16 protein-coding genes and 3 pseudogenes are annotated in these 18250 nt (G+C 41.2%); 12 read left to right on the forward strand and 7 right to left on the reverse strand.

Features of this window, described 5'->3' with window-relative positions; all coding sequences use genetic code 11:
* The first annotated feature begins 82 nt into the window (after window positions 1–82).
* From L4D78_RS08715 to L4D78_RS08740, 6 genes are all read left to right on the forward strand, one after another.
* The gene (locus L4D78_RS08715) at window positions 83–658 is read left to right on the forward strand and encodes a HupE/UreJ family protein (RefSeq protein WP_428466548.1); all 576 of its coding nucleotides are present in this window, start codon (window positions 83–85) and stop codon (window positions 656–658) included.
* A 2-nt stretch (window positions 659–660) separates the two neighbouring features.
* Window positions 661–2190 carry an ABC transporter substrate-binding protein gene (locus L4D78_RS08720; protein WP_428466549.1) on the forward strand — a complete coding sequence of 510 codons (1530 nt, stop codon included), beginning with the start codon at window positions 661–663 and terminating at the stop codon, window positions 2188–2190.
* Window positions 2183–3127, forward strand: a complete 945-nt coding sequence (locus tag L4D78_RS08725) for an ABC transporter permease (protein WP_428466673.1) — start codon at window positions 2183–2185, stop codon at window positions 3125–3127. Before L4D78_RS08720 ends, L4D78_RS08725 begins: the two co-directional genes overlap by 8 nt.
* Window positions 3124–3912, forward strand: coding sequence for an ABC transporter permease (locus L4D78_RS08730; RefSeq protein ID WP_428466550.1), 789 nt, complete (start codon window positions 3124–3126; stop codon window positions 3910–3912). The genes L4D78_RS08725 and L4D78_RS08730 overlap by 4 nt, the downstream gene beginning before the upstream one ends.
* Entirely contained in the window at window positions 3905–5347 is a 1443-nt protein-coding gene (locus L4D78_RS08735; RefSeq protein ID WP_428466551.1) for an ABC transporter ATP-binding protein, read from the forward strand. Before L4D78_RS08730 ends, L4D78_RS08735 begins: the two co-directional genes overlap by 8 nt.
* A 98-nt stretch (window positions 5348–5445) precedes the next feature.
* Window positions 5446–6354: a LysR substrate-binding domain-containing protein gene (locus L4D78_RS08740; RefSeq protein ID WP_428466552.1), complete on the forward strand. Its 909-nt coding sequence runs from the start codon at window positions 5446–5448 to the stop codon at window positions 6352–6354.
* 101 nt (window positions 6355–6455) lie between these two features.
* Here L4D78_RS08740 and L4D78_RS08745 read toward each other — a convergent pair whose 3' ends face one another.
* The 4 genes and pseudogenes from L4D78_RS08745 to L4D78_RS08760 all read right to left on the reverse strand — a co-directional run bounded on the left by L4D78_RS08745 (window position 6456) and on the right by L4D78_RS08760 (window position 9361).
* On the reverse strand, window positions 6456–6944 hold the full coding sequence (locus tag L4D78_RS08745; protein ID WP_428466553.1) for a hypothetical protein: 489 nt from the start codon (window positions 6942–6944) through the stop codon (window positions 6456–6458).
* Window positions 6945–6968: 24 nt separating this feature from the next.
* Window positions 6969–8018, reverse strand: coding sequence for an extracellular catalytic domain type 2 short-chain-length polyhydroxyalkanoate depolymerase (locus L4D78_RS08750; protein WP_428466554.1), 1050 nt, complete (start codon window positions 8016–8018; stop codon window positions 6969–6971).
* Between the two features lie 123 nt (window positions 8019–8141).
* Window positions 8142–8283, reverse strand: a pseudogene (locus L4D78_RS08755) (IS1595 family transposase); the annotation flags it as partial.
* 106 nt (window positions 8284–8389) lie between these two features.
* Window positions 8390–9361 (reverse strand): LysR substrate-binding domain-containing protein, encoded by a 972-nt coding sequence (locus L4D78_RS08760; RefSeq protein WP_428466555.1) that lies wholly within the window; start codon window positions 9359–9361, stop codon window positions 8390–8392.
* A gap of 737 nt (window positions 9362–10098) precedes the next feature.
* On the opposite strand from L4D78_RS08760, the gene L4D78_RS08765 reads away from it, so the two are divergent.
* Genes L4D78_RS08765 through L4D78_RS08775 form a run of 3 tightly spaced genes read left to right on the forward strand, consistent with a single transcriptional unit; the run spans window position 10099 to window position 12552 of the window.
* Window positions 10099–10932 carry a DUF3100 domain-containing protein gene (locus L4D78_RS08765; protein WP_428466556.1) on the forward strand — a complete coding sequence of 278 codons (834 nt, stop codon included), beginning with the start codon at window positions 10099–10101 and terminating at the stop codon, window positions 10930–10932.
* Window positions 10925–11374, forward strand: coding sequence for a hypothetical protein (locus L4D78_RS08770; RefSeq protein ID WP_428466557.1), 450 nt, complete (start codon window positions 10925–10927; stop codon window positions 11372–11374). Before L4D78_RS08765 ends, L4D78_RS08770 begins: the two co-directional genes overlap by 8 nt.
* Window positions 11374–12552, forward strand: coding sequence for a M20 metallopeptidase family protein (locus L4D78_RS08775; RefSeq protein WP_428466558.1), 1179 nt, complete (start codon window positions 11374–11376; stop codon window positions 12550–12552). The genes L4D78_RS08770 and L4D78_RS08775 overlap by 1 nt, the downstream gene beginning before the upstream one ends.
* Before the next feature lie 96 nt (window positions 12553–12648).
* Here the strand turns inward: L4D78_RS08775 and L4D78_RS08780 are convergent, their stop codons facing one another.
* Window positions 12649–13179: a cytochrome b gene (locus L4D78_RS08780; RefSeq protein ID WP_428466559.1), complete on the reverse strand. Its 531-nt coding sequence runs from the start codon at window positions 13177–13179 to the stop codon at window positions 12649–12651.
* Window positions 13180–13749: 570 nt separating this feature from the next.
* Between L4D78_RS08780 and L4D78_RS08785 the strand changes: the two are divergent.
* From L4D78_RS08785 to L4D78_RS08795, 3 genes and pseudogenes are all read left to right on the forward strand, one after another.
* Window positions 13750–13866: pseudogene (locus L4D78_RS08785) on the forward strand (maltose acetyltransferase domain-containing protein); the annotation flags it as partial.
* A gap of 240 nt (window positions 13867–14106) precedes the next feature.
* Window positions 14107–14253 (forward strand): annotated as a pseudogene (locus L4D78_RS08790) (DapH/DapD/GlmU-related protein); the annotation flags it as partial.
* A gap of 502 nt (window positions 14254–14755) precedes the next feature.
* Window positions 14756–16390 carry a cytochrome c peroxidase gene (locus L4D78_RS08795; RefSeq protein ID WP_428466560.1) on the forward strand — a complete coding sequence of 545 codons (1635 nt, stop codon included), beginning with the start codon at window positions 14756–14758 and terminating at the stop codon, window positions 16388–16390.
* A 109-nt stretch (window positions 16391–16499) separates the two neighbouring features.
* Here L4D78_RS08795 and L4D78_RS08800 read toward each other — a convergent pair whose 3' ends face one another.
* The gene (locus tag L4D78_RS08800) at window positions 16500–17468 is read right to left on the reverse strand and encodes an MBL fold metallo-hydrolase (protein WP_428466561.1); all 969 of its coding nucleotides are present in this window, start codon (window positions 17466–17468) and stop codon (window positions 16500–16502) included.
* An 86-nt stretch (window positions 17469–17554) separates the two neighbouring features.
* Window positions 17555–18211: a CoA transferase subunit B gene (locus L4D78_RS08805; RefSeq protein WP_428466562.1), complete on the reverse strand. Its 657-nt coding sequence runs from the start codon at window positions 18209–18211 to the stop codon at window positions 17555–17557.
* Between the last annotated feature and the right edge of the window lie 39 nt (window positions 18212–18250).

The following is an 18250-nucleotide window of genomic DNA, read 5'->3' on the forward strand; positions in this document are numbered from 1 at the left end:
GTCCAAGTTGAAATGAAACTATAATATTATTGATATATCGTACCGACAGCTTGTATTTAGAAAGGTTCGTTTTGGTTTTATTATGAAATTGTTGCTTTTAATTTTATCACTTACTTCCTCTTTTGCATTTGCTCATAGTGCTGAGTCGACCGCTGGCTTTATTGATGGAGTTATTCATCCTTTGAGCGGTTGGCAGCATCTATTTGCAATGCTGGCCGTTGGGGTTTTAAGTAGCCGGTTTGGTGGTTCAACTATTTGGCAGGTTCCTGCCGTGTTTATTGCTTCAATGTTATTCGGACTTTATTTGGGTGAACGTGGGTTTGAACTGCCTCACTTTGAATTGGCAATTGCTGTTTCATTGATTTTGCTTGGTGGGTTACTTGCCCTTAAGCGGATGCCACCTTTGTATATGATGGTTTCGTTTGTTTTATTCTTTGGCGTCTTTCACGGATATGCTCATGGCATCGAAATTGGTGGGTTAATTAATCCAACGGGTTTTAGAAAGGGTTTTTTCCTGGGGTCTGTCCTTATTCATATTATCGGCGTGATGTTTGGCATGGTTCCTAAACAATATAGGAAATACCACAAGGTGGTGAATGCCAGCGGGTATGGTTATATCACTTTGGGCATATTCAGTGTGTTGGTAGGTAGTATCTAGTTATGTTTAAAAACACGACTATTGCTCTGGCTTTTGCTCTTCTCGCTTGGTTACTCCTTGATTATCAAGCGATAGATACAGAGAAAACACTGACTATAGGTGGTCCTTTTGAGTTTACAAGCCAAGACCTATCCAAAGATGGCTTTATCTATACTCGAATGCAGGTAGCTGAAACGCTACTTGAAGTACAACCTGACGGGAAAATAGCTGAAAAGTTAGCCGCTAAATGGCGTACCAGTGATGATAATTTAGTCTGGTATTTTGATATCAGGCCGGATGTTTTGTTCCATGATGGTGAGGCATTAACGGCTGAAAGTATCGTTATTTCTTTATCTCACGCACTTAACAAGCCAGGCGTTTTGCAGCAACTGCCGCTTAAGCGTATTTATTCTGATAATCAACAAGTTGTTGTTGAGCTGAGCGAACCATACAGACCATTGCTGTCGGTATTAGCACATTTCTCTACGGCTATCTTGTCTCCTAACTCTTTTGATAAAGAGGGGAGTGTATTTGACATTAATGGCACAGGTCCTTATCAAGTATCACTGCTGGCTCCACCGCATAAGCTAAATGTTACACGCTTCAATCAATACTGGGGTGATAAGCCAGCTATTGAGCACGTTCACTACCTAACGGGACACCGGGCGGAAAGTCGAGCTTTGCAGGCTCAAAGTGGGCAGGCGGATCTGATTTATACCCTTGATCCTGCCAGCATAGAGGTGCTTAAACGGGCTAACCACATTGATGTGTACAGTGAGTCTATTCCTCGCACGGTACTCATTAAGTTAAATAACGAACATAAATTTCTTAATCACAAGGATGTTCGTCGAGCAATGAGTTTGGCCTTGAACCGAGAGGGCATATCAGAACATATTGTGAGGGTTCCTGACTCTGAAGCGTATCAATTATTCCCTCCTTCGCTATCAAATTGGCACCTGTCAGGTATGCAAGTCGAGCAACAAGATCGAGTAAAGGCACAACAGCTGTTAGCTCAACAAGGATGGCAGCCTAACGCCGATGGCATACTAGAGCGTGACGGAGAACGTTTTAACGTGAATTTAGTGACCTATGCTGATCGTCCAGAGCTGACGGTTATCGCGACGGCGGTACAGGCCCAATTACGTCAAGTGGGCATCGAGGTGACGATTAGCGTTGATAACTCCAGCGCGATTCCATCAAGGCATCATGATGGCACCTTGGAGCTGGCACTTATCGCGAGAAACTTTGGCATTATATCTGACCCCCTTGCTCTATTAATCGATGATACTCGCACTCATAAAGGCAGTGACTGGGGGCCAATGAATTGGTCGTCTGAAGCTTTAAGTGTTGTGTTAGAGCGCATGATGAACAGCACAGATCAGGAGTATAATTCACTTTCACAGCAAGCAGCCAATCACTTAGCAGATGAAATGCCATTGATCCCCGTGGTGTTTTATACCCAGCAGGTGGCGATCAACGAGCGCGTTATGAATTTTCAATTTGATCCCTTTGAAAATAACTACCGAGTATCGGAGATGTATTTTGCTGATTAAGATCATTGCTAAACGGTTAGGGCAAGCCGCGTTCGTTGCGTGGGCGGTGGGCACGTTAACTTTTATTTTGATGCGATTGCTTCCTGGGGACTTTGCTTATCGAATTGCAGCAGGGCGTTATGGTTACGATTATGTAAACCAAGCTGCAGCAGATGCGGTGAGGGTAGAATTGGGGTTGGATAGGTCTGTATTCAGCCAATATTTAGAGTGGTTGTTTAATTTAGTTCAATTCAACCTTGGTGATTCATTGGTTAGCGGAAACCCTGTTATTGATGAGTTGTATCACCAATTAGGACACTCACTACAACTGGCTCTTTTTGCCACTTTCTTTTCATTACTGATTGCCATTCCTGTTGGGCTTTACACTGGTAGAAATGCTGGTGGAGTGGCAGATAAAGCCTCACTGTTCGTATCTGTTTTTTTACGTGCACAGCCCGTATTTGTGATTGGTTTAGTACTGGTGTTGTTATTTGCATTACAGCTAAGGCTTCTGCCAGTGGCAGGGTTTGGTAGCAGTGAGTACGTCATTCTTCCCGCTATTTCACTCGCGCTCTCGATGGCGGCTTTGTCGAGTAGGATCATTCGAAATTCCACGTTTGATGTCGTTAATTCTCCTTTTTATCGTTTTGCTCGTTTTAAGGGATTAACGGAACAGCAAGCCTTTACTCATCATGCTCAGCCTAATATTGCGTTACCTGTCATTTCATTCATTGGTATTCAAGCCGTAGGGCTTATCGAAGGGATTGTTATGATTGAATCGCTGTTTTCATGGCCAGGTATTGGACATGCGTTGGCACATGCAATTTTTGGTCGTGACGTTCCAATGATCCAAGGGGCAGCATTGGTGATGGGGCTGCTGTTTGTATTGATCAACGGCGCGGTTGATTGCGCAGTATATTTACTCGATCCGAGACAAAAAGAGGAGGTACTAGCATGACACCGTTAAGTTTCTCACAGAGAACTGGCGTATTGTTGCTAGTGACTCTTTTCGTTGTTGTTGCTATTGAAGCGTTATTTTTTGCGGGGGATCCTGCTCTTCAACGCTTAGACATGGTTTTTGCTAATCCCTCTGCCATAGAACCTCTTGGTACCGATCAGTTTGGCCGTAGCAATTTAGCAAGATTGTCCAGTGCGTTAAAAACGTCATTGTTCATGGTAGTCGTTAGTGTTGGCACCTCTGCTTCGTTAGGTGTTTTTCTTGGGGTAGTTGCTGGTTGGAAGCGAGGCTGGATAGATAAGGCGCTTTCGTTTCTCGTTAATGTGTTGTTAGCGCTGCCGGGATTAATCTTAGTCTTATTATTTGGCGCGCTAATTCCGGGGTCATTTTTTATCCTTTATGTTGCTATATCATTAGTACTTTGGATTGAATACTTTCGCGTTATTCGCTCTCGCACCATTATCATCATGCAATACCCAGAAGTAGAGGCTTCGTTGCTTTACGGCTTCGGGCACTGGTATATATTTAAGCGCCACTTGTGGCCTGCTTTTAAAAAAGATGTTTTCACTCTGGCGTGTTTTAGTGCAGGAAATGCCGTGTTGGCATTGGCTTCAATTGGGTTTGTTTATGTGGGGTTGAAGCCGCCACATGCGGAACTAGGTTTAATGATGGTAGAGCTATTCCCTTACTATAATGATGCGCCTTGGGCTCTATTTCAGCCTCTTGCTGCAGTTATTACTTTAGTATTGAGTTTTCATCTGATTGCGGGAGGGAAGTATGACTAACCCTATCGTCGAAGTCATCGACCTTTCAATTTATTCAGGCGAAAACTGCATCGTTGAGCGTTTGTCTCTGGCCTTACGAACTGGCCAACCGGTAACAATTCTTGGTGAAACGGGGTCTGGTAAAAGTTTGCTTGCACAGGCCATTATGGGTGCCTTGCCTGGAGGGCTACATAGTGATGGCCAAATTACCTTGTTTGATAAACCAACTATTTCTCAGCAAGAGTTGGAATCATACTGGGGACGAAAGATAACCATGTTGCCTCAAGAACCTTGGTTGTCGTTAGACCCAATTATGGCGGGAGAAAAGCAGTACGCGTTAGTCAAAACGTTGGTTAATCATGAGTCAGAAGAGCAGTCAAAAAAGTCGACAAAGCAGAGTTTTAGCGCCTTCGGGTTAGGGCAAGACGGCTTGAAAGTACCAAACCAGCTCTCTGGCGGAATGGCGCAGCGCTTGGCTTATTTATGTGCAACGGCAGCTGGTGGCGAAGTATTGATTGCAGACGAGCCAACTAAAGGGCTCGATGCGAGTAGAAAGCAGCAGATCATAACGTTATTGAAGCAACACAGTAAAAAGGGCTGTTTACTCACTATTACTCATGATATTGACATTGCTCGGGCGTTAGGTGGCGAGATTATCGTGATGCGGTTGGGGAAGATTGTCGAACGCGGTAGCTGCGAGAAGCTGCTTCAACAGCCTATATCTGAATATGCGAAGCAGCTTATTAAAGCACAACACTACACGTTACCTAATCGGGATCGTACTCATCAATCCCACGCATTGATTCAGTGCAACCAACTCAAAAAGTATCGAGGTGGAAAAAGGTTGTTCAACCAATTAGATATCACCATAAATCAAGGGGAAATAGTCGGTGTTGTTGGAGATAGTGGTACTGGTAAGTCGACACTAGCAGATATGGTACTTGGCTTGACTACTATTGATAGCGGTAACATATTACGTTGCCATAGCCTTAGTAGAGGTAAAGTACTCAAGTTATATCAAGACCCACCATCGGCGTTTGCACAATCGATTTCATTGGGACAAAACGTAGATGACTTATGTCAATTACATGGCCTTGATAAAGAACCCATAGCCGATTTAATGAGACGTTTGCATTTGAACCCAACATTACTCTCTCGAAAACCTGCACAAGTATCAGGTGGAGAATTACAGCGATTTGCTATATTGCGCGCGCTTTTAATGGAACCTAAGCTATTAGTTGCGGATGAACCTACTTCACGACTTGATCCTATTACTGCGGCATCAACAATGCGTTTATTAATCGAACAAACACAGCGCATTGGTTGTGCACTACTGCTTATTAGCCATGATCGCACCTTAATTCGTCAGGTATGCGATAAAGTGATAGATATTGCGGACTATTCTTGCGATGTTCGCCACCCTGTTCAAGCAGTATCAAGCGTCGCAGTACCTTAGTTGTAATTTGAATCAATACGGCTCCTATCTTGCTATTTGGCTGAGCAGTATTACCCATGATTTTATTGTTAGGTTGATTGGATTGATAGGGCTTTAATATGAGTCGAGTAGAGAGAGTAATACAGCGTTCCTTACCCCCATTTAATTCACTTCGTGCTTTTGAATCAGCCGCGAGGCATTTAAGCTTAACACGGGCAGCGGAAGAGCTAAGTGTCAGCCGAGGTGCTATTAGTCAACAAATTAAGCTTCTAGAAGAATACCTGAATGAAGCACTTTTTATTCGCCAAGGTTCGAGCCTAACTTTGACCGATCAAGCGATTAATTATCTGCCTTTGCTAACTGAAACCTTTAATAACCTTCAAGTTGGTACACAAAGCCTATTCGGTAAAAATGTGAGTCACACGCTAACCATCCGAATATCACAAAGCTTTTGCTGTGCATGGTTGCTAACTCGACTTGCTGATTTTCAAAGGCAAAACCCAAATTTAAAAATTAAGTTCTATTCTACCGTTAACTTATATCCGTCAACGAATCAGTCTGTCGATATTGAGATTATAAATGGCTATGGTAACTGGCAAGGTAAAGATGCTGAGCGGATTACTAACAACGAGCGCTGGGTTGTTGTTGCAAGTCCCTCTTATTTAAAACAGTACGATTTCAATCAATCCATAGAAGCTATATCAAGCTACCCTAAGATTGCGACGATGGGATACAGTGAAGGTTGGCGTGATTGGTTTAATTTACACTCTCCGGGTATTCCATTCACCGATCCTGAACTTGAATTCGATAGTACTAAAATCTCGATGGAGGCCGCGTGCCAAGGTTTAGGTATGCTATTGGCTAAAACCATTTTAGTTGAAGATGCTTTGAAAGCAGGGGATTTGGTTGTTGCTCACCCTGAAACGTTGGATAGCCAGAGCAACCATTACGTCATTGTAAATAGAAATCGAGATAATCAATATAAGGTCGCACAATTCAAGAACTGGCTTAGATCAAGCATTGAGTAGTGAGTTTTCTTTAAGGGCGATTAAAAAGCCAGCCCAAAAGGGACTGAGCTAGCATTTATCATCAATTTTTGACACATTGAAAATGTGGCGTTCAAACTAAATTATGAAACCACAGAGACGCTCCACGCCTTTAACGCCGATTGGTAGCCAGTGACATTGCCGAGGTAGTCAGCTTGCTGGTCTTTGAGTGCCTTTGTGGTATGAAGGTTGTCGTTCAATAAGTTTGCTAGCGTTTGCTCTGTGGGTAACTCACTAAGTAACGTTTTGCGCACTTTTGCTGTGCCATCCAAAATTACCGTAGTAAGTTGTTGGTTGCTAGAATTAAAGCGTTCAACAGCCGCAAGCTGTATATCGGCAAGATCTTTGACGCATTGGGTAAAATGGACTGGAGAGCTCAACTTTTCCATCACTTTTTTAGGGTCAATGTGTTGGCGAAATTCAGTCACCTCGATTGCTTGCTGTTGTAAATCTTTGACCGGAGAGAGTGACGAGCACAAATCTAGCGTCTCTTTTATGCATTGCTGCTGGAAGGTAAACCAATTATTCATCGGCAAAGCGACGTTGCCCCAATTATTTCCATACATAAACATGTTTCTTCCTTATGTTAGTGATGATTAGCTTCGATCTTGGGCAAGGCGCTCTACCATTCGATAAACAGCGCTTACTTGAGGTGAGGTTTTAGAGTAGTAATCTGGTTTTGCTTCTAAAGGTGACGTGTAGCCCCAGAAGTCCCAGCAGCCTTTCGGGTTATATGGTGCTTTAGGTGATGGGTTTGCCTGTGGGTAGAGTATGATGAAGTCATTCGCATCAGCTACCTCATTATAACCCGTGGTAGTGTAGTATTTATTGCCGATGACTTCGGCACCTTGCTCGCAGCCATGAAATACGACATGAATTGAGCACGTGTTGTCGGATTGACACTGCTCAGGAATATAGACATAGCCCGTGTCGCTCATACTGGTGTTTTCTTGATCAATAAATTCGGTTTGGTCAAAAGCGATAGGTGAAGCGCTTAACTCGGTAGCGGGTTCATTTAGGTCGGGATAGATATGATTTAAAATTCTTTTTGATTGGTAAATATCACAGTTGTTGATATAGGGAGCCGTCGTTTTTTTGCAGAGGCTATCATCTAAGTGGTTAGTAATGGCGGCATGGCCTGCATTGACGCTTTTGTTATATAGAATGGCAGAGTCTTGAACGCCGAGCTGTTTATAATAATTGAGCGTCTGATCCATCACCATAGTGGTTACAGTTTTGTCATTTTTACCACTAAATAGATAAATGCGACTCTCTTTGATATTTTCAATGTCGTCTATCTTACCTGATTCAGATAGCGCAACTGTCTTTTCTATTAATAACGGGGTATTTGGCCCGACGGCTGGAGTGAAAGGATTCATACAGGCAGTCGTTGCATTTATAATATAGGAGTTCAATGGCCACGATTGGGCGCAAAGATAGGGCCCGCCAGCAATGATGCCAGCACCTTTCATGATTGAGGAGTAGGCGATGAAAAATTGGCTGGTCATAAAGGCGCCAGATGATAACCCTGAAACGGATGTATTATCTATACGAGCATCAATAGCAGGAAGTTTGTCGGCAGCGTTGGTTGCGTTAATGGGTAATAATAAAAAAGCGGACACTAACAAGTGTTTACATGGTTTCATTTCTTTCCTTTATGTTGTATATCCAAATATATTAAATATAGATGCATATATAACCAGTTGCATAAAGGCGTGCGCGACATTGCAAAGATAGATCACTCTTTTTATTTTCCGGTCACTTCCAAAATCAGCTAGTTTAAGCAGGTATTGAGGCAGTATGAATGCTAGGTATAGCAATTGATGAGCATCATTTTTAAGTTGAATCTACGATTAAACTTAAAAAATTCACCAAGGTACGTGGTAAGTGCTTTTTGACAATGGAGTGGTAAGCCCTATACCAACCAGCGTTATAACTTGGTTGATGTGTTGTTTCTAATTTACCTGCCATCCCACAGGGCTGGATGGCAGATAAAATTCAACAGTTTAGCGAACTGTTAATACTCTGGCAGCTGAAAGGTTTTAGATAGCTTTACAATATCGTTGTCGGTATAGCTAGCAATTTTTTCCATCACTTCACGAGTTAGGTGAGGGCAGAAGCTTTCGATAAAATCGAGCATGTACTTTTGTAAAAAGAGATTACGGCTATAGCACAGCCAAGCATCAGAAGCCTCAAAAACATGCTCAAGAGGAATGTTGATGAGTTCATCGTCAATCACGTCATTTGCTGCTACTTGTGCAACAACACCTATACCGTATCCCAACTTAACATATTTTTTGATGACCTCGACATCCATAACGGTCATGAAATAATAAGGACTGATACCTTGCTCTTTGAAGGCTTTGTCTTGGGCTATTCGACCAGTAGAACCGGGCTCGTAACTGATCAGCGGATATTGGCTGATATTTTCAAGAGTGACTTCTTTACTTGTCGCTAAAGGATGATTTTTAGGTACGATTAACCCTAAATTCCATTTGTATGCAGGTAAAACAATGACGTCTGAGTCATGTTCGACTTTTTGAGCAACAATCGAAAAATCAGATTGTCCTCTTTTAATTAAATGGCCGTATTTATCGAGTTGAGAGCTACCAATGTGAAATTTGATTTTTGGGTAGCGTTTAACGAATTGATCAACTGTGTTAGGTAATAGATATCGAGCAATAGTATTGGTGGTGTAGATATTCAAAAAGCCTTCTTCCGGCTTCACATGATCGTTAACGATAGTTTTGATCCTGCTTTCTATATCCAACATCTGAATTGCTTCTTGAATAATCAAGTCACCAACAGCAGTTACGGAACTCAGTGATTTGCCTTTTCGCTCAAAAATTTTCACTCCAAGCTCTTGTTCTAATAGCTTTATCTGCTTGCTAACACCCGGTTGAGTTGTATACAAAGAGTTTGAGGCGAGAGAAATGTTTAAGTTGTTATCGACAACCGCCTTTAGGTATCTGAGCTGCTGTAGTTTCATATAAACACCTCTAAAATCAGCAAAATTATTYAATATAGTCATTCTGCCAGAGTTTGCGGTGTGCTTCATAGAACAAATTGTTATTTATAATAACTAAGTCGCAACTTTATGTGAGGTTTGTTTTGGAATTGACTTTAAAATGATATATGCAGTTTAATGCGTAGCTAAAAAATACGGTTAAAACCAGAGATTTTCTTGATTAGCATCGGACTTAACTCTGCTGAGAGTACTGATTATGATACTGATTAGCTTTACTGAGTTGAACCTGTCCACGCGAAAGCAACAATTAAACCACATATAGCCAGTGGTCATTACATTTTTCATGGTCAAAAAAACAACACATTAAGCCTCTCAGTTATTGTGGTTATAGAGCTCGATAATTATTACAAAATGTAAATAAACCGTGTGATTTATTCTATGGGGAATGTTTCTTTTTCCCCTGCTTTGTAATGACTTTGTGGTTAAATTAAAATTTATGKGTTAACGGATTTGTTTTTCGCTTTGTTGAGCGACTTAAATGAGCGTGACTGTAAGGTCTTTGTGATTTTTAAAYCGTTATAAGAATAGATGTAGGCTGTTTTATGTGCGTACTGTTAATTAAATGTTTTGAGTCGAAAATAATTAATAAGTAATAACTTTTCGTTATTACTTAAGTGGATTGATATCACAAAAATTATCTGCTGCATCTCTATTATTCTCTTCGCGCAATTAACCGCATATTTATAAGGTATACATTCATGAGTAATCGCTCATCCATACAAGTAACGGCAATAACAACTATTATTGTTATGCTTGTTATATTTTTAGCCCAAGTTGTAATTGGGGCACAATCAATTGAAGTTGGCTCAGTATCAATCGCAATTCTTCCAATGTTATTTGCGGTCATTATTGGTATGACTGTTTCACTGAATGTTGTGAGAGACAAAGTTAAAGTCTGGGGAAAAACATTTACAGACAAAGAAGAATCTTTTGCTTCAAAAATGGTTGGCTTTTCTCTTCTTGTTCTTGGTACTCAGTACGCAGGAATGATCATTCCAAATCTAGATAATATTATCGATGCAGGTTTACCACTTCTTTTCCAAGAACTTGGAAACTTACTGCCTATTTTAATTGCGGTTCCTCTTGCGGTTAAGTTCGGTCTTGGTCGAAATGCTATTGGTGCTTGTTCGTCAATTAGTCGTGAACCATCTATTGCGGTAATTCAGGGTAAATATGGTACAGGTTCTCCTGAATATGTCGGTGTGCTGGCTATTTACCTATGTGGCTCTGTGGTCGGTACAATTTGGTTCAGTGTTCTTGGTAGCATCGCACCTATGACGGGGCTTCACCCTTTCGCTTTAGCTGCGGGTAGTGGTGTTGGTAGTGGCTCTATGCTGAGTGCTGCATCTGCATCATTAGTAAGTGGTCTTGATGCTGAAATGGCTAGCCAAGCATTAAGTATTGCTGCTGCTTCAAACTTATTATCATCGGTTGTTGGTGCGTTGTCTTTAACGTTCCTTGGTCTGCCGTTAGCTGAATTCGTGTACAAAATGTGCAACAAGGGTAACTCAGAGGTATCAAACAATGCTTAATGCTATTAATGATATGAAGTTTGTATTTTTAGCACTTGCACTCGCTATTTTTACACAAACTCTAACAGACGGTACTCCACTATTAAGCATGTGGGATAGCTTTATCGCTATGGCAGTGGTTGTATTCTTATCGCTTGTTGCTAAAGAGTACATCAAGTCACCATTGCCAACATTCGCTTACGCGACCTTGATTGGTATCTTCCTATGTCTGCCAGACACCGTGGTTCGTACCTTTATTCTGGATTCTATTGGTAAAGTTGGATTCCTTTCTGCTTGTGTTCCACTACTAACCTTCGCTGGTTTGTCAGTTGGCGGACAAATGGAAGAGCTTAAGAAGCTGTCTTGGAAAATCGTTGTATTGTTCTTCGTTGTTTCTACCGCTTGTTTCTTTGGCGCATCAATGATTGCGCAAATCGGTTTCACTATGAAGGGAATTATCTAATGTTGAGCAAGTTTGAATTAAACGAAAATCTTCTTAGCCTTCAAGAATACAGTGTAAAAACACGTCGTGATTTACACATGATTCCAGAATTATCCGGTGAAGAGTACAAAACCTCGAAGTACTGTAAAACGCTGATGGCTGAGTACGGTTATACAGTCGTAAGCTACGATGGCTATACTGGTTTTATTGCTGATTTGATTGTTGACCCAGCGTTTAGTTTGGTTGGTTTCCGTGCAGATATGGATGCATTGGAAATGGATGACTTGACCGATAATGAGTATTCGTCAACGCATGAAGGGCGATCTCATAACTGTGGTCACGACACTCACATGACCATTTTGTTGACTGCGGCTAAGTACTTAGCCGCAAATCAAAGTGAATTACGTCATAACGTACGCTTCATCTTCCAAATGGCGGAAGAAGATATGCGTGTTGATGGCGCTAATAAAATGGTTGAGTTGGGTTGCATGGAAGGCGTTAATGAAGTTTACGCACTTCACAACGATGCGGCTATGGAGTGTGGTGCTGTTCGTGTGAACAACAGCATCATGTCTTCTTATGGTTATGCCTGGACATTAGACATTGAGGGTGTGTCTGCACACGGTTCAACGCCGCATAAAGGCCTTGATGCAATCCGTGAAGGTGCACGTATCATTGAAGATATGGACTACATTGTTGCTAAACAAACCAACCCATTCTCACCTGCGGTGTTTGTGTGTGGTTTGTTTAATGGTGGTACGATTCCCAACGCTGTCGCTGCCAATGTTCAAGCTCGCGGTACCATTCGTTCTATGGACTCTGAGACGAACGAAATTTTACAAAAAAGCTTTGAAGGTATTGTCGCTCAAAGTGAGCTACGTGGTTATAAAACCTCAATTAATTACTGTGGTTACCCTGCAGTAATTAACCATGAGAGCGCTTACCAACGTGTGGTTAAAGCAGCAAGTGAGACGATTCCAGCAGAGCTGTTAGATGCGACAGGTTCGCCGATGACGGGTAGCGAAGACTTTAGCCTAATGGTTGAAGCGGCACAAAATAAGCAAGGTGCTATGTTCTTCCTTGGCTCAGGTAATAGTGCGAAAGGTATCAATAATTACCTGCACTCAAATCCATATTTTGTTGATGAAGACTTCCTACTTGTAGGTGCACAAATCTTCATTAATATAGCTACGTCATAAGTTAAAATCAGCGGATTAAATGGTAAAGGCCTAGCATATATTATGCTAGGCCTTTTTTTGTCTGCGAGTATAGGGTAAGCCTTCTGTTAGCAAAGGTTATGCCCGACCTAGCATACGAAGTAAAACAAGGTTCTTTGATAAATAATGATGCTTAATGGCAGCAGAGGCGTGGAGTAAAACCACGATAGCTAATAGTAAACAACTGGCTCGGTGAACGTTAAAAAAGAAAGCGTTAACCTCTGGGGAAGAAATAGGATTTGGAACGGTTATGAGCCAAAATAGTTCATAATTTGTTTCTAACATCAAAAAACCACTGACGAATACAATGAACATTAACTGATAAATAATATCATGAACCATATGAGCTATTTTTTTTTGCCAAGACGGAATTGAATGGTCTGTAAAGCTATAGGTTGGACGAAGGTGTTTCCAAAACCAGCGGAAAATAAAGACGATACTACCAATTGTGGCAAGTGACATATTTAATATAGATAAAAACTGGAAAATGCGAGGGTGGCTATCGACCACCAAATGCATCACATAACCAGCCGTTGTTGCATAGATTATGATTGCAGCCATTGACCAATGTAAGTATCGAGTAATCTTATCATAGTTAGACGTTTTCATTATTTTAACCTAGCTTGAATATTATGTTTGTAATTGAAATTTAGCAGTAAAATATGACTTGGTCATTGGCGCTGGTGTGACGTTAATTCAATGTTTAACAATGTCTGGTATTGTTAAATAATATTTTAGGAAAACATCTCAACGTTAATGGCTTGGCTCTATCGTTGGCGCATCTCAGCATTGTTATTAATAATATTCATATTGGTTATATAAATGAACGGTATATGAAAAATAAATCAAATCAATGTTAGTGTTGGATGGTATGTATAAATATGCTGCGGTAAACACTAAGGCGGAAACTTAAAGTATTGCTTCCTTTGAATTTTATATTTATGGATATGAAGCATATCAAGTTTGATGTGATGCTCATCTCACAGTGGAAATATTTTAGAATTACAGCTATTGGATGAACTCTTAATCTTTATAATGTTTGAAATGTGGTGGAATATTCTGTTGTAAATCGTTTAAGTCATATTGTTCTTTTTGCACTCAGTTTAATCATTATGGGTAAATTTTTTAGGAGTACTATCAATGGCGTTGAGCGATAGAGAAAAGAGTTTAATCAGTGGCATGCTATATCATCCAGGGAAAGATGGGTTACCTGATGATCGTGGTGTTGCGCGTAAGCTATGTCATCAAATTTCGAATAGTTTTGATGCTGAAGAGAAACAAAAGTTGATCCAACAATTGTTTGGCAAAGCGGATGAGTCGACATCACTAAATGGTAACTTTGCTTGTGATTATGGTTATAACATTGAGGTCGGCAAAGATTTTTACATGAATGCCAATGGAGTGATCCTCGATTGTGGCAAAGTAATTATTGGTGATTATGTGATGATAGGGCCAAACGTTACGTTATGCACCGCTGGTCACCCGATTGACGCTAAAACGCGTTACACTTATGAAGAATTTGCTAAACCGATCAGCATTGGTAATAAAGTATGGATTGGCGCCAATGTGTTGGTCTTGCCGGGTGTAACGATAGGTGATGGGGCAGTTGTTGGCGGTGGTAGTGTCGTAACAAAAGATGTGCCTGCAGATACCGTTGTTGTGGGGAACCCTGCACGGGTGATACGGGAAAATATAAACGATTAAATTTAATCGTGACGTAATATTGCGTTGCAGTACTTTTGATAGGCTGACGTTAACAGGTCGGCCTAACATAACCCTTAAATACTCGCCCCTTTTTAGCGCTAAACGTTATATATATCACGTGTCTATTGTCTAAAATATCAGACACTTTAGGCTTTAAACTTTATACCTCTACGACAAATCAGCATAAAACTAACCTACTAATAAGACTTAGTCTTAATTTTATTTATTAAATGACAGTTGCGAATTTAGTATTCATTAATAAGAATTACGATAGTTTTTAATAAAAAATAAAACTTCGTCTTAGGATAAAGATGATGATTAAATCTGCTATTTTTCTTTTAATTGATAATTACTGATGATGAGAATTGATTTTATATTTATCATGCTATTTTTAGTTTGTGCCTCTGGTTAAATATTGAAAGGAGAATAAGTTATTTATATAAGTGATTTCCTTGTCTAGGTTGATATTCTGGTGGATTCCATGATAAATACAAAAAATAAACTGAAAGAGAATAAAGATATATGGTGTAGTACTACTTTGGGGTTGATAGTTAGTCTAGGTCTTTTCCCTTATGGCGCCCATGCGATTGGTGATACTCCATCTTTTCCTACTTCAAACCCTGAAAATATGACTTATTTGGAGGAAATGGGTAAACGATTGTTTTTTACAGAGATCTCAGTCAATAGAAACCAGTCGTGTGCTTCATGTCATACGGGAGGGACTGGCGGAACAAATGGTGACTCTACCGTTAACCTAGGGCAAGTTGCCGTAACGGGTTCTGATGGCTTTAGTGTTGGTTCGCTTAAACCACCCACAAATAAATATGTGCAGTTTTTAGATAAAGATGGAAATGTCAAAGGTCTTGCAAATTTTGACCTTTGTCCAGTTCCATTTCCTCCATTTGCAATACCTTGTGGTGGTGCTTTTTGGAATGGCCGTGCGACAGGGGATTTACTCGAACAGCAAGTTGATGTATTTGCCAGTATTGATAATAAATATTATGAAATGTATAACAAGTATTTAGGGCCAATGGCTGATCAGGCACATGCTAGCCCGTTTATTAACCCTGTTGAACAGGCTTTGCCAAATATGTATAAGGTCTGTAAACAGGTTAAGCAGACATTGTGGGGGCCACAGCTGTATCAATATGCTTGGGGCAAAAAACTGCGTTGTAGTACCGATAGTGATGTTCAACAAGCGTTTGGTCGATTTGCAGTTTCATTAGCATCATGGCAAATGTCGAGTGATAATAATCCTTTTGACTCTAAACGAGATATAGCCTTAGCGAAAGAAATACAAAAAGCAGAAGACAGTGGTAATCCTATATCATTATCATTTGATGATTTCTCGCCACAAGAAAACTTTGGTAGATTTAACTTTTACGTTAAAGCTCGGTGTAATGCTTGTCATGTTAGTGACGGTGATCCTACAGGTATAGCAATCGATCAGCGTTATTCTAACGATAGGTATTTCAATATTGGTGTTCCACGAAACCATGAAATACCGAATGACCCAGAACCTAATGAAGGTGTATTTGCGATTACCTTTGATCCTAACTTTATAGGGCAACATAAAGTACCAACTTTGCGCAACGTTGATAAAAGGCCTCATGCTGGATTTTCAAAAGCATATACCCACAATGGCTGGTTTAAAACGTTAGAGCAACTTGTACACTTCTATAATACTGCTGATGTGGATTATGATCCTGTGGCTTGTGCTAATGCTCCAGATGATGATGCGAAAATGGCCATATCTACTGCGTGTTTCTTTGAAAAAACACGTTGTGTTGGTGTGAATATGACGGTAGAAGAAGCTATGGCAGATAATTGTTGGCCAGATCCTGAATTTAGTGATACCCGTCCACCATCGTTTATCATTGGTGATCTAAAACTGACAACAAATGAAGAGTTGGCCATTGTTGCTTATCTTAAAACGTTAAGCGATACGTCTGAGGCGAAGTCTCCTTCGCAATACATGGCCGAGATGTATAAGGAAACTCGCTTAGAACATCAACCTGAAGATGACTCGGGATATGAAGAGCCAGCGCCTGTACATACGGTTGAAGAGCCTGTAGATACTCGACATGAAAGGCCTACATTTACTCGTCGTCGTTAATCACTCTTTATATTCTTCATAGCAACGCATTGTGTGAAGGTACTGGGTATTAAAATCAACACTGGGCAGTATTACTGCCCAGTGTTTTATTTTTAATTGATGGCCATAGTTAGTAGACGTCTAAATCCTGTCCCATGACATAGTTACCATCGTAGAAACTACGGAATTCTTTATCGATAGATTCTTCGCCCGCTCCGAAGTACAAGACGTGGTTAAGTACCATCAATTTGGGTTTTATTAGGTTGCCAATTTTCGCTAATTCTTCAGTCGATGTATGAGCTGCTTGGTGATATTTCTGCCAATCAGGGGTACGTTTCGCAAGTCCTTCCATGCTATAGACTTCATGGATCAAGATGTCGGCACCTTCATAGTTTTTGATCACCTCTTCATCATAAGCAGTATCACCTGAAATCACGATAACGCGATCTGGTGTAGTAAAGCGGTAGCCAAGTGCGTAGCCATCGGGCCAATCACCATGTCGGGCGTTGAAAGCTTCAACTTTTACATTCTCATCTTGATAAACAACACCTGGCTTTCTAATGATTGTGGTGTTCACTTTATAGCCTTCAGGCGTTGCGGGTTGTGCTCCCTTCATGCGGTGTTCAATATCTGATTTGTAGGCCGCCAACACATTGTTGACTAAAAAGCTTGTGTTCGGTGGACCAAACAGCTGTAGAGGCTCTTTACGACCAAGGACCCACGGTGTCAGGATAATATCAGGCAAGCCCGTTGTGTGGTCAGAATCAAGGTGAGTTAAGAAGGCGGTTTTCAAAAAAGTAGGGCGCGTGGTATTACCAGGAAAGCCAGTAAAACCAAGTTTTCTGGCTGCATCCATTTGACGTACAGCGCCAGGCCCAAAGTCGACCAGATAAACTTGATCGTTAACCACAATCGCGATGGATTGACCCGAGTGCTTAGCATCATTGAATGGTGTTCCCGTCCCCAGCATGACCACCCTGGTAATGTCTGAAGCCTGATAGGCATTATTGTCACTTTCCGCCTTGACCATGTGCGGCATAAATAACGAAAAGAGAATAACGGGTAACATTAATAAAAAAGAGTGTAGTTTGGTTGGCATGTTGTAGTTCCTTTTGAACACGTACCCGCCATACTGAAGTTATAATAATGGTATGGCAGGGGAGAGTCGTTTCGGTTGGGGGGTAGTTAGAACTGCATTTCAGGGATCTCTCCTTGAATAACAAGTTCTCCTGCGGTTTTTTGTTTGATTTCTTCGACGCTAACGCCCGGCGCACGTTCTTTGAGCCAGAAGGCTCCGTTTTTAATTTCAAGGTAGGCAAGATCGGTGAGTACCTTCTTGATACAGCCCGCACCAGTCAGCGGCAAGGTGCAACTCGGTAGTAGTTTTGAGTCGCCGTTCTTTGAAGCATGAGTCATGGTGACAATAATATTGTCAGCACCAGCAACCAGATCCATTGCGCCGCCCATCCCTTTGATTAACTTTTTAGGGATCATCCACGAGGCAATGTTGCCCCAAACATCCACTTCGAATGCGCCTAGTACCGTTAGATCAACATGCCCGCCACGGATCATGGCAAATGATTCTGCTGATGAAAAAATGGATGCGCCTGTCACCGTGGTCACGGTTTGCTTACCGGCATTGATCATATCAGCATCGATTTCATCCTCGGTTGGGAATGCGCCCATACCGAGCAGGCCGTTTTCAGATTGCAGCATCACTTCCATATTCTCAGGGACATAGTTAGCGACTAACGTAGGAATGCCGATACCGAGATTAACGTAGTAGCCATCTTGAAGTTCACGTGCAACGCGCTGCGCCATTTGTTCACGAGTTAAAGCCATGTTTGCTCCTTGCGTGGGTGATTAACCCAGTTGAAATGG

It is taken from the genome of Photobacterium minamisatsumaniensis (genome assembly GCF_050336695.1).
Classification (GTDB): domain Bacteria; phylum Pseudomonadota; class Gammaproteobacteria; order Enterobacterales; family Vibrionaceae; genus Photobacterium; species Photobacterium minamisatsumaniensis.